Source organism: Streptomyces telluris (assembly GCF_024519335.1).
Lineage (GTDB): Bacteria > Actinomycetota > Actinomycetes > Streptomycetales > Streptomycetaceae > Streptomyces > Streptomyces telluris.
The window spans coordinates 1-11,431 of the sequence record NZ_JANIID010000053.1 but is presented as its reverse complement, the minus strand read 5'-3'; the positions used below and the strand labels follow the sequence as shown (position 1 = coordinate 11,431).

The window sequence follows — 11,431 nt, the reverse complement described above, 5'->3', positions numbered from 1 at the left end:
TCAGGGTGAATCGTTAGGTCAAGGTTTCAAAGAGTAATAGAAACAACGCAGTCGGTTTGGTACGGTCAAATGCGCCGTCGGTAGCCATCACGTGGGGAGAGACGATGGAAGCCAGATCCGTGCAACTCAGCCCTGTGTCCCCCGAGGAACCACCCTTCGGGCACCCGTCCCCCGCCGACCCCTGGGACGTGGAACCGGAGTTCTTCTCGTCACTCACGCGCAACGACCAGCGCAGGATGGCGGAGCAGTACGTGCGCGGCCTGCTGGAGGCGGAGGGCCGCAAGACCCTGCGCAACGTCGCGGAACAGATCGGCGGGAAGGCGCTCCAGCAGAGCGTCCACCACTTCATCACCGCCTCGTCCTGGAACTGGGCCCCGGTCCGGCGGGCGCTCGCGCGCCGCGCGGAGGAGGAGGTGCGCCCCCAGGCGTGGGTGGTCAACTCCACCGTCATCCCCAAGGCGGGGGTGCACTCGGTCGGCGTCGACCAGCAGTTCCTCCCCCACCTGGGCCAGACGGTCAACGGCCAGCGGGCCTTCAGCGTCTGGAGCGCCTCCGAGCGGGTCAGCGTGCCCTTCAACTGGAGTCTGGTGCTGTCCAGGAGCTGGCTGGAGGACCCGGCCCGGCGCAGCCGCGCCCACATACCCGACGCCAGCCGCGCCATCTCCCTGGAGGAGCACGCCGGAGCCGTGGCCCTGGAGGCCGCCGACTCCTGGGGGCTGCGCAGGCGCCCCGTCGTCGTGGACGTGGAGGGGCTCGACGCGGGGGCGACCGTGCGGCGCTTCGCGCGCGCGGGCGTGCCACTGATCATGCGCATCGACGGCACGACCCCGCTGCGCGTCGACGGCGCCCTGCTGCAGGGCTACAGCGACCGGGAGGTGCCCGCGCAGAACCTGATCGGCTCGATGAAGCGGATGCGCCGGCAGGTCGAGTGGTCCGACACCTCGGGGACGGGCTCGTACCGCGGGGTGGTGAGCGCGATCCCGGTGGTGCTGTCGTGCCCCGCCCCCGCGGGCGTGCCCGGGGGCACCCACCACCGGCCCATGCTGCTGATGGGCGACTGGGGCTCCTCCGACCGGTGGCCGTCGCGGATGTGGCTCACCGACTCGCGGCGGCTGCCGCTGGTCACCCTGCTGCGCCTGACCCGGCTCACGGGCGTCGTCCAGCGCGACTTCGCGGAGATATCCGAGCACACCGGCATCCGGGACTTCGCGGGCCGCTCGTTCCGCGGCTGGCACCGCCACGTCACCCTGGCCTCGGTCGCCCACCTCATCGCCGTGCGGGCGGGGGCGCGCCGCGTCCCGGCGCAGCGGCGGCGGGCGGCGGGGTCCGCCGCGCCGCTGTGCGCCTGAGCGGAGTCCGCCCCGGCGGGTCAGTCCGCCGCGCCGGGGCCGGCGATCCCGTGGAAGCCCTTCCGGTAGTACAGGAGGGGCTCCCCCTCGCCGGCCTCGGCGTGCTCCACCTCGCCGAACAGCACGAGGTGGTCACCGGCCGGCACCTGCCGCTCGGTGCGGCACTCCAGCCGGGCGAGCGCGCCCGGCAGCAGGGGCAGCCCGCGCCGGGAGCTGGTCATCCCCGGCCGGGGGAACTTGTCGGCGCCCCGGCGCGCGAAGAGCGCGGCCAGGTCCTGCTGGTCCCGGCCGAGCACGTGGACGACGAACCCCTCGGCGCCGGTGAAGGCGTCGAAGCAGTTGGCCCGCAGGTCCAGGCACACGAGCACCAGGGGCGGTTCGAGGGACACGGAGGTGAAGGAGCTGGCAGTGAAACCGTGGCTGCGGCCCTGTGCGTCCACGGTGGTCACGACCGTGACGCCGCTGGCCCAGCGGGCGAGGGACGTCCGGAACCGTTCGGCGGTGATCGTCTCTGCGAGCATCCCCCCACGCTGCTCAGCGCCGCTTGAGCCGGGATCGAGCCGTGGCGGAACCGCCGCGGCGGAACCCGCGCTTCGCTCCCCTCGGAACCCGCGCTTCGGCCCCTCGGAACCCGCGCTTCGGCCCCTCGGAACCCGCGCTTCGACCCCCTTTCGACCGGCCGTCGAGGCCGCGGCGGCACCCTCGGCGCGACCGGCGTCTCGGCGCCGTCAGTATTCGCAACCAGCTACGGAGGAACGATGGGCACGCAGCACGCCAAGGTCGCACTGGTGACCGGGGCAACCAGTGGCATCGGTCTGGCGATCGCCACCCACCTGGCCCGCAACGGCGCCCGCGTCTACCTGTGCGCCCGGGACGCGGCGAAGCTGGCGGAGACCGTCAAGTCCCTGCAGGACCAGGGCTTCGAGGCCGACGGCACCACCTGTGACGTGACCGACCGCGAGGACGTCAAGCGCTTCGTGGCCGCCGCGGTGGAGCGCTTCGGCACCGTCGACATCCTCGTCAACAACGCCGGCCGCAACGGCGGCGGCGCGATCGCCGAGATGTCCGACGAGCTCTGGTACGACGTGATCAACACCAACCTCAACAGCGTCTTCCTCGTGACGCGCGAGGTGCTGAGCGCCGGCGGCCTGCTCACCAAGGGCTGGGGCCGGATCGTCAACATCGCCTCGACGGCCGGCAAGCAGGGCGCCGTCACCGCCGCCCCGTACTCCGCCTCCAAGCACGGCGTGGTCGGCTTCACCAAGGCCCTCGGTCTCGACCTCGCGAAGACCGGCATCACCGTCAACGCCGTCTGCCCCGGCTTCGTCGAGACGCCGATGGCCGAGCGCGTCCGCGGCCACTACGCGGAGATGTACGGGATCACCCTGGAGGAGGCGGCCGAGAAGGTCACCACCCGCGTCCCGATCGGCCGCTACGTCGACGTCGAGGAGGTCGCGGCCATGGTCGACTACCTGGTCGGCGACGGCGCCTCGTCCGTGACCGCGCAGGCCCTCAACGTCTGCGGCGGCCTGGGCAACTACTAGAGTCCCCCGCGGTGCCGGACCGGGCGCGGAACACACGTGTCCGGTTCGACCGCCGCTCGAATTCCGCACGAGCCCGTCGCGGCAGCCTGTGCAGGCACCACCCACAGGCAGGCAGGACGACAGGAGCAAGCGGTGACGGATTCACCCGTAGGGACACGCATACGCACGGCGGCCGTGATCGGCGTGGGCACCATCGGCCTCGGCTGGGCCGCGCTGTTCGCCTCCGCCGGGCTGACCGTCCGGATCAACAGCCGCCGGCCGGACGCCGAGGCGCACGTCCGGAAGGCGTTCGAGCTGTACGCGGCCTCGCTGCCGGGCGGCCCCGCCGACCCGGCCGGGCTCGCCGCCCGGCTGGAGTTCGAGCCCGACGTGGCCCGCGCCGTCGAGGGCGCCGACGTCGTCCAGGAGAACGCCCCCGAGGACCTGGCCCTCAAGCAGGACCTCTTCGCCCGGATCGGCGCCGCCGCCCCCGCCCACGCGCTGCTGCTGTCGTCCACCTCCACGCTCCTTCCCGACGCCCTGGGGGCGCGGATGGCCGACCCCGGCAGGCTGCTGGTCGCCCACCCCTTCAACCCGCCGCACATCGTGCCGCTGGTCGAGATCGTCACGGGCGAGCGGACCGACCCGCGGGCCGTCGAGGAGACCGTGGCCTTCTACCGCGGCCTCGGCAAGACCCCCGTCGTGCTGCGCCGGGCCGTCCCCGGCTTCGTCGCCAACCGGCTGCAGTCCGCGCTGCTGCGCGAGAGCATCCACCTGGTCCGCGAGGGCGTCGTCTCCGTCGCCGAGCTGGACGAGATCGTCACCTCCTCGATCGGCGGCCGCTGGGCCGCGGTCGGCCCGTTCCGCGCCTTCCACCTCGGCGGCGGCCCCGGGGGCCTGCGCCACTGGTTCGAGCACCTCGGCGCCGGCCTGGAGAAGAGCTGGCAGGGGCTCGGCAACCCGCCGGTCGACGAGGAGACCGTCGCCCGGATCCTCGCCCAGGCGGAGGAGGCGTTCGGCGGCCGCACCTACGAGGAGCTCGCGGCCGAGCGCGACGCGAAGCAGACCCGGGTGATCGCCGCCGCGGGCACCGACGCCGACGCCGGTACCGACGCCGGTCCGGCGCAACGGGCGTAGCCGAGCGCGCCCATGGGGCGGACGGTTGGGTTCCGCTCGACGAGCACTCGAAGAGGACTCGAAGTCCGCTCGACGCTCGCTCGAAGCCGGCTCGAAGAACGCTCGAAAGCCGTGAGGAGTATCCGTTCGCCCGTTGACCTCAACTCCGGTTGAGGTTGAAAGATAAAGCGCACCAGCGACAACAGCGTTCAGCAGCGTTCACCAGCGTTCGCCAAAGTTCATCAGTGTTCATCAGCGTTCAGCAGAGAGAAGGACATGCCATGAAGGCGGCAGTTTTCCAGGAGTTCGGCGGCCCCGAGGTGCTCAAGGTCGAGGAGGTCGAGACCCCCCGTCCCGGCGCCGGCGAGATCCGCGTGCGCGTCAAGGCCGCCGGCGTGCAGGCGTACGACACGGCCGTCCGCGCCGGCTGGAACCCGCCCGGCATGACCATCTCCTTCCCGCAGACCATCGGCAACGACTTCGCGGGCGTCGTCGACGAGCTCGGCGAGGGCGTCACCGAGTTCGCCGTCGGCGACGAGGTCCTGGGCTGGGCCCTGCTCTCCTGCTCCGCCGAGTACCTGGTCGTCTCCGCCGAGCAGGTCGTCGCCAAGCCCGCCGGCATGCCGTGGGAGGTGGCCGGCGCGTTCTCCGCCTCGGCGCAGACCGCCCACACCGCGCTCGAGGCGCTGGAGATCGGCGCGGGCGACACCCTGCTCGTCCACGCGGCCGCCGGCGGCGTCGGCACGATCGCCGTGCAGCTGGCCCAGGTCCTGGGCGCCACGGCCATCGGCACCGCGAGCGAGCGCAACCACGAGTACCTGCGCTCCCTGGGCGCCACCCCCGTCACCTACGGCGAGGGCCTCGCCGACCGCGTCCGCGAGCTCGCCCCCGGCGGCGTCACCGCGGCCCTCGACGGCATCGGCGGCGACGCCCTCGACGTCTCCGTCGAGCTGGTGAAGGACAAGAACCGCATCGCCACCCTCGTCGACTTCGGCCGCGTCGAGGAGCTGGGCGTCCGCGCCGTCTTCAGCCAGCGGGCCAAGGAGCGCCTCGCCGGGCTCACCGCCCTCTACGCCGAGGGCAAGCTGCGCGTGGAGGTCTCCAAGACCTTCCCGCTGGAGCAGGCCGCGGACGCGCACCGCGAGATGGAGACCGGCCACGTGCGCGGGAAGATCGTCATCACCGTCGGCTGAACGATCGATCGAACGATCAACCGAGGAGACCTGCCATGAAGATCGAGATCTACTCCGACGTCCTGTGCCCGTGGTGCTACATCGGCAAGCGCCGGATAGCCGCCGCCCTGGACGGCTTCGCCCACCGCGACGAGCTGGAGATCGTCTGGCGCAGCTTCGAGCTCGCGCCGGGCGAGGGCAGCGAGCCCGGCCCGACGGCGGCCGAGGCCATGGCCGAGTGGACGGCCCCGGACGTGCTGCCGGGCCGGATCGAACTGATCAAGTCCCAGGGCCGGCAGGAGGGTCTGGAGCTCAACCTCCACAAGTCCCGCCCCGTGGGCACCTTCGACGCGCACCGCCTCACCCACTTCGCGGCCGAGCGCGGCCTGCTGGAGCCGGTCATGGAGCGGCTGTTCCACGCGTACCACACCGAGGCCCTGAACGTCGCGGACCGCGAGGTGCTGGTGCGGCTGGCGGGCGAGGCCGGGCTGGACGAGGCCGAGGTCCGCGAGGTGCTGGAGAGCGACCGCTACGCGGACGCCGTGGTCGCCGACGGGAACCGCGCCCGCCAGTTCAACGTGACGGGCGTGCCGTCCGTCGTCATCGACGGCCGCATGCCGGTCTCCGGCGTGCAGGCGCCCGAGAAGCTGCTCACCTTCATCGAGCGGGCGTGGGAGCGGGCGCACAAGGAGCCCGCGGCGTCCGTCTGAGGCCGCTGCGAGGAGCCGGCGGCGTCCGCCCGGGCCGCCGCCACACACCGTGATCTCCGCAGGTCCGCAAGGGTCCGCGGAGATCCTCGCAGGTCCGTACGAGTCCGCCCTCAGGCCGAAAACCCGCTGCCACGGCCGGAATTCGATCCGCTCTCCACCGGGGCTCCAGCCGCGTTCCGGAGTCTGTTCCCGGCGCTGGAATTGCTCCACGCCGTCTGAGAGAGGAAATGCAGTGCAGCACAAGTGGAAGCTGACGGGCGGACTTGCGGCCTCACTGGGGCTTGCTCTGACGGGGATCATGTCCTCGGCCGGAACGGCGAGTGCCGACACCGCGACGAAGACGCTCGACTACACCTGCCAGACCCGTGTGGACGGCAACTGGATCCCCGTCCCGTACTCGCGGGACTTCACCACCACGGCGCCGGCCAAGGTCGCGCCGGGCCAGACCTTCAAGGTCACCTTCGACTCGGCCCCCATCAAGGCCGTGGCGGACTTCAACAAGCTGCTCAACAACGTGAACATCGCGTACAAGACCCCGGCCAACGCCAAGGTCGTCGGCTACAAGCTGACCGGTGGCAGCAACCTCGGCACCGCCAAGCAGTGGGTCGAGCGCAACGGCACCAACTTCAACATCAAGTCCAACGGCGAGTGGGCCGGCGGCGTGGAGTTCGACTTCCCGAACCTGGAGGTCACGCTCAAGGCCCCGACCACGGCCGGTGCCACCCTCACCACCGGTGCGGGCGGCTCCAGCTTCGAGGACACGGCCTTCGGCTGGACGCGTCTGCAGACGCAGCTGAACACCTGGGACCCGTTCCAGTGCTACGCCGACCCGGCCAAGCCGGTGGCGTTCTCGACCACCACGGTCGGTTACTGACCGGTCGGGTGACCGCCCCGGGCGCGGCTGCCGGAATGCCTCCCGGCAGCCGCGCCCGGGCGTCCGCCGCACCGAAGTCCGCCGCACCGAAGTCCGCCGAACCGAAGTCCGCCGAACGAGAACGGGCACGTGATGAGCAGCGCAGTACAGCCTCCGGGGGACGTCGTACAGCCTCCCGGGGACATCGTGCAGCCTCCCGGGGACGTCGTGCAGCCTTCCGAGAACGCCGTACGGCCTTGCGGGGAGCGGACCGTCGTCGCCGTCATCGGCGCGGGCACCATCGGGCTCGGCTGGATCGCCCTCTTCCTGGACCGGGGACTCCGGGTCCGGGTCAACAGCAGACGGCCCGACGCCGAGCGGGTGGTCAGGGAGGGCCTCGCGGTCTTCGCCCCCACCCTGCCGGGCGGAGCCGCCGACGTCGGCGTGCTCATGGAGCACGTGGAGTTCGAGCCCGACATGGCCCGCGCCGTGCGCGGCGCGGCGGTCGTGCAGGAGAACGCCCCCGACGACCTCGCCCTCAAGCAGGAACTCTTCCGTACGGTCGAGCAGGCCGCTCCCGCGGAAGCGCTCCTCCTGTCCTCCACGTCCAAGCTGCTGCCCGACGACATGGGCGCGCTGATGGCCGAGCCGGGACGCGTCGTCGTGGGACACCCCTTCAACCCGCCGCACGTCGTCCCCCTGGTCGAGGTCGTCGGCGGCCGGCACACCCCCGCCGCGCTGATCGACGAGGTCACGGCCTTCTACCGGGCGGTGGGCAAGGTTCCCGTCGTCGTCCGCAAGCCCGTACCGCGCTTCGTCGCCAACCGCCTGCAGTCCGCGCTGCTGAGGGAGAGCATCCACCTCGTGCAGGAGGGCGTCGTGACGATGGCCGAACTCGACGCCGTTGTCACGCAGTCGATCGGCTTGCGCTGGGCCACGGTCGGGCCGTTCGAGGCCTTCCACCTGGGCGGCGGCGAGGGCGGCCTGCGCCGCTGGCTGGGCGGTGTGGCGCCCGGCCTGGAGCGCGCCTGGCGCGCCCCCGCCGTCCCGGCCCTGACGCCGGACGCCGTCGAGGCGCTCGGCGCCGAGGCGGACCGGACCTTCGGCACGGACTACGCCGCGCTGTCGCGCGCCCGTGACGAGAAGCAGAACGCCGTGCTCGACGCGCTCGCGCGGATCGACGCCCGGCCCGAGTCACTCAGGGAAGACGAGACCATGGAACCCCAGCCCCAGCCCCAGCCCCAGCCCCGGCAGACCCCGTCCCGGCAGACCCCGCCGCCCCAGCAGGGTGAACCGCACGTCGTGGACTTCTGGTTCGACCCGCTGTGCCCCTTCGCCTGGATCACCTCCCGGTGGATCACCGAGGTGGCCGGGAAGGCCCCGGTGACCGTCCGCTGGCACGCGATGAGCCTGGCCCTCCTCAACAGCGGCAAGGACATGCCCGAGGCGCGGCGCACGATGCTCGACCTCTACTGGGGCCCGGTCCGGGTGCTGGCCGCCGCCCGCGCCGCCCACGGCGACGCCGTCACCGGCCCGCTCTACACGGCGATGGGCTCCCGCTTCCACGCCCCCGGCGGCATCTTCGAGCCCGTCCGCACCGCCCCGGCCGAGGAGTTCCGCGCGGCGATGATCGAGGGGCTCGGCAGGACGCGCCCGGACATCGAGGCGGCCCTGGCCGAGACCGGGCTGCCCGCCGGGCTGATCGACGCCATGGACGACGACCGCTGGGACGACGAGCTGCGCGCCTCGCACGCCCGGGTGCCCTCGGACGGCCTCGGCCAGGAGCTGATCGGCGTCCCGACGATCTCCGTCGACGGCGGCGCGGGCCAGTTCGGCCCGGTCCTGACGGAGATACCGCGCGGCGAGCGGGCGGTACGGCTCTGGGAGGCCTTCCGGACCCTGGCCGGCGACCCGGCGTTCTTCGAGCTGAAGCAGAGCACGGGGCGCACCGAGCCCCTGACCCACTGACTCACTGACTCACTGCCCCACCGATCCGACGATGCGACCGATCAACTGGAGGAATCTCAGATGCGTGTGATCCGTATCCGTGAGTTCGGGGGCCCGGAGGTCATGCGGGTCGAGGAGACCCCCGTGCCGCAGCCGGGCCCCGGCGAGGTGCTGATCGCCGCCGAGGCGATCAGCGTGGGCTTCGCGCAGACGCAGATGCGGCGCAACATCTTTCCCGCGCCGATGTGGCGGCCCGAGTTCCCGATCGTGCTCGGCGGCGACGTCATCGGGCGCGTCGCGGGCGTGGGCGCCGGGGTGACGGGCTTCCGCGAGGGCGACCGCGTCGGCGCGTTCACCCTCCACGGGGCGTACGCCGACTACGTGGTCGTCGACGCGGCCACGGTCCTGCCCGTGCCGGAGGGCCTCGACGCCGCGCAGGCCACCGCCCTCCCCTCGCCCGGCCCCATCGGCACCGGCACCCTGGGCACGGCGAACCTGCGCCCGGGCGAGAGCGTCCTGGTGCACGCCGCGTCCGGCGGCATCGGCCACCTGAGCGTGCAGTGGGCCAAGGCCCACGGCGCCGGCCCGGTCATCGCCACCGCGAGCTCGGCCGAGAAGCTCGACTTCGCCCGCGCCCTCGGCGCCGACGTCGTCGTCGACTACAGCCGCGAGGGCTGGGCCGACGAGGTTCGCGAGGCCACCGGCGGCGCCGGCGTCGACATCATCCTCGACAGCATCGGCGGCGACGTCCTCCGCCAGGGCGTCGGCCTGCTGGCGCCCTTCGGCCGCCTGGTCTTCTACGGCTCCGCGGGCGGCGGGCTGGAGATCCCCCGGATCTCCCCCATGGAACTCATCGAGATGAAGTTCATCACCGGCTTCGCCCTCTCCCGCTGGCGCGCCGCCCGCCCGAAGGAGTACCTCGCCAACCACGAGGAACTGGCCGCCGGCCTCGCCGACGGCACGATCCGGCACGCGGTGCACGCCACGTACCCCCTCGAAGAGGTCGGCCGGGCCCACGAGGAGATCGAGTCCCGGGCCCACATCGGGCGCATCGTGCTGCTGCCCTGACACCCCCGCACCGAGATTGGAACCGCCTTGCCGGACACGAACGCCCAGCACCCCACCCGCCTCGCCGTGATCGTCGGCAGCACCCGCAAGGACCGCTTCGGTCCGGTCGTCGCCGACTGGTTCACCGCCCACGCCCGGGAGCGCGCCGACCTGGACGTCGACGTCATCGACCTGGCCGAGGCCGACCTGCCGCACGTCCTGGAAGGACCCGGCGAGGACGGCACGCACCCCTCGGCGGCGGTGCGCGCCTTCGCGGCGCGGATCGACCGGGCCGACGTCTTCGCCGTCATCACGCCCGAGTACAACCGCGGTTACCCCGCCGCGCTCAAGCAGGCCATCGACTCGGTGTACACCGAGTTCCACGCCAAGCCGGTCGGCTTCGTCAGCTACTCCGGCGGCGCGACCGGCGGCGTGCGCGCCGTCGAGCAGCTCCGGTCGGTCTTCGCCGAGCTCCACACCGTGACGCTGCGGGACGGCGTGGCCATCCCCTCCGCCTACGCCGCCTTCGACGACGACGGGCAGCCGCGGGACACCGAGGGCGTCAACGGCGCCGCGAAGAAGCTGCTCGACCAGCTGCTGTGGTGGGCCGTCGCCCTGCGCGAGGCGCGGGCCAGGTCCCCGTACACCGCCTGAGGGTCCACGGGCCGCGGCGCACCCGGGCCGCGGCGCCGTCGCGTGTCCGCACGCCCGGCCGGCCGGGAAAGCCCGGCCGGGAAAGCCCGCCCGGGAAGCCCGCCCAGTAGAGCCCGCCCGGGAAAGCCTGCTCGAAAACGTCCGACATCCCACGTCCGACATCCCACGTTCCACGTCCCACGTCCTAGGGAGCGATGTGTCCCGCCGCCTGTTCACCTCGGAGTCCGTGACCGAGGGTCACCCCGACAAGATCGCTGACCAGATCAGCGACACGATCCTCGACGCTCTGCTCAAGGAGGACCCGACCTCCCGCGTGGCCGTCGAGACCCTGATCACCACCGGCCTGGTGCACGTGGCCGGCGAGGTGACGACGAAGGCCTACGCGCCGATCGCCTCGCTCGTGCGCAACAAGATCCTGGACATCGGCTACGACTCCTCGACGAAGGGCTTCGACGGTTCTTCGTGTGGTGTGTCGGTGTCGATCGGCGCGCAGTCGCCGGACATCGCCCAGGGTGTGGACGCGGCCTACGAGGCGCGTGTGGAGGGTGACGAGGACGAGCTGGACCGGCAGGGTGCGGGCGACCAGGGTTTGATGTTCGGCTACGCGTGCGACGAGACGCCCGAGCTGATGCCGCTGCCGATCCACCTGGCCCACCGGCTTTCCCGGCGCCTGTCGGAGGTCCGCAAGAACGGGACCATCCCCTACCTGCGCCCCGACGGCAAGACCCAGGTCACCATCGAGTACGACGGCAACAAGGCCGTCCGCCTCGACACGGTCGTGGTGTCCTCGCAGCACGCCGCGGACATCGACCTGGACGCCCTCCTGGCTCCGGACGTCCGGAAGTTCGTGGTGGAGCACGTTCTCAAGGAGCTCGTCGAGGACGGCATTGCGCTGGACACCGACGGCTACCGGCTGCTGGTGAACCCGACCGGTCGCTTCGAGATCGGTGGCCCGATGGGTGACGCGGGTCTGACGGGCCGGAAGATCATCATCGACACGTACGGCGGCATGGCCCGTCACGGCGGCGGTGCCTTCTCGGGCAAGGACCCGTCCAAGGTG

11 protein-coding genes are annotated in these 11,431 nt (G+C 72.2%); 10 read left to right on the top strand and 1 reads right to left on the bottom strand.

Annotated elements, in window-relative coordinates:
- The first annotated feature begins 188 nt into the window (after positions 1 to 188).
- Positions 189 to 1,349 (top strand): IS701 family transposase, encoded by a 1,161-nt coding sequence (locus NQU55_RS33980; protein ID WP_443744710.1) that lies wholly within the window; start codon positions 189 to 191, stop codon positions 1,347 to 1,349.
- Positions 1,350 to 1,369: 20 nt separating this feature from the next.
- On the opposite strand, the gene NQU55_RS33975 is transcribed toward NQU55_RS33980, so the two are convergent.
- Complete coding sequence (locus NQU55_RS33975) at positions 1,370 to 1,870, bottom strand: flavin reductase family protein (RefSeq protein ID WP_168092911.1); 501 nt, start codon at positions 1,868 to 1,870, stop codon at positions 1,370 to 1,372.
- 237 nt (positions 1,871 to 2,107) lie between these two features.
- Between NQU55_RS33975 and fabG the strand changes: the two genes are divergently transcribed.
- From fabG to metK, 9 genes are all read left to right on the top strand, one after another.
- Complete coding sequence (gene fabG / locus NQU55_RS33970; RefSeq protein ID WP_168092910.1) at positions 2,108 to 2,893, top strand: 3-oxoacyl-ACP reductase FabG; 786 nt, start codon at positions 2,108 to 2,110, stop codon at positions 2,891 to 2,893.
- A 132-nt stretch (positions 2,894 to 3,025) separates the two neighbouring features.
- Positions 3,026 to 4,009 (top strand): 3-hydroxyacyl-CoA dehydrogenase NAD-binding domain-containing protein, encoded by a 984-nt coding sequence (locus NQU55_RS33965; protein ID WP_256791727.1) that lies wholly within the window; start codon positions 3,026 to 3,028, stop codon positions 4,007 to 4,009.
- 260 nt (positions 4,010 to 4,269) lie between these two features.
- Entirely contained in the window at positions 4,270 to 5,181 is a 912-nt protein-coding gene (locus tag NQU55_RS33960) for an NADP-dependent oxidoreductase (RefSeq protein WP_168092909.1), read from the top strand.
- A gap of 35 nt (positions 5,182 to 5,216) precedes the next feature.
- Positions 5,217 to 5,870 carry a DsbA family oxidoreductase gene (locus NQU55_RS33955; RefSeq protein ID WP_168092908.1) on the top strand — a complete coding sequence of 218 codons (654 nt, stop codon included), beginning with the start codon at positions 5,217 to 5,219 and terminating at the stop codon, positions 5,868 to 5,870.
- A 232-nt stretch (positions 5,871 to 6,102) separates the two neighbouring features.
- Positions 6,103 to 6,744 carry a hypothetical protein gene (locus NQU55_RS33950; protein WP_168092907.1) on the top strand — a complete coding sequence of 214 codons (642 nt, stop codon included), beginning with the start codon at positions 6,103 to 6,105 and terminating at the stop codon, positions 6,742 to 6,744.
- Positions 6,745 to 6,876: 132 nt separating this feature from the next.
- Positions 6,877 to 8,691 (top strand): mycothiol-dependent nitroreductase Rv2466c family protein, encoded by a 1,815-nt coding sequence (locus tag NQU55_RS37305; protein ID WP_308402303.1) that lies wholly within the window; start codon positions 6,877 to 6,879, stop codon positions 8,689 to 8,691.
- A gap of 60 nt (positions 8,692 to 8,751) precedes the next feature.
- The gene (locus NQU55_RS33935; protein WP_168092906.1) at positions 8,752 to 9,738 is read left to right on the top strand and encodes a quinone oxidoreductase family protein; all 987 of its coding nucleotides are present in this window, start codon (positions 8,752 to 8,754) and stop codon (positions 9,736 to 9,738) included.
- A 27-nt stretch (positions 9,739 to 9,765) separates the two neighbouring features.
- Positions 9,766 to 10,371: an NADPH-dependent FMN reductase gene (locus tag NQU55_RS33930; RefSeq protein WP_256791726.1), complete on the top strand. Its 606-nt coding sequence runs from the start codon at positions 9,766 to 9,768 to the stop codon at positions 10,369 to 10,371.
- A gap of 196 nt (positions 10,372 to 10,567) precedes the next feature.
- A partial coding sequence (gene metK / locus NQU55_RS33925; protein ID WP_256791725.1) for a methionine adenosyltransferase occupies positions 10,568 to 11,431 on the top strand: 864 nt, incomplete at its 3' end.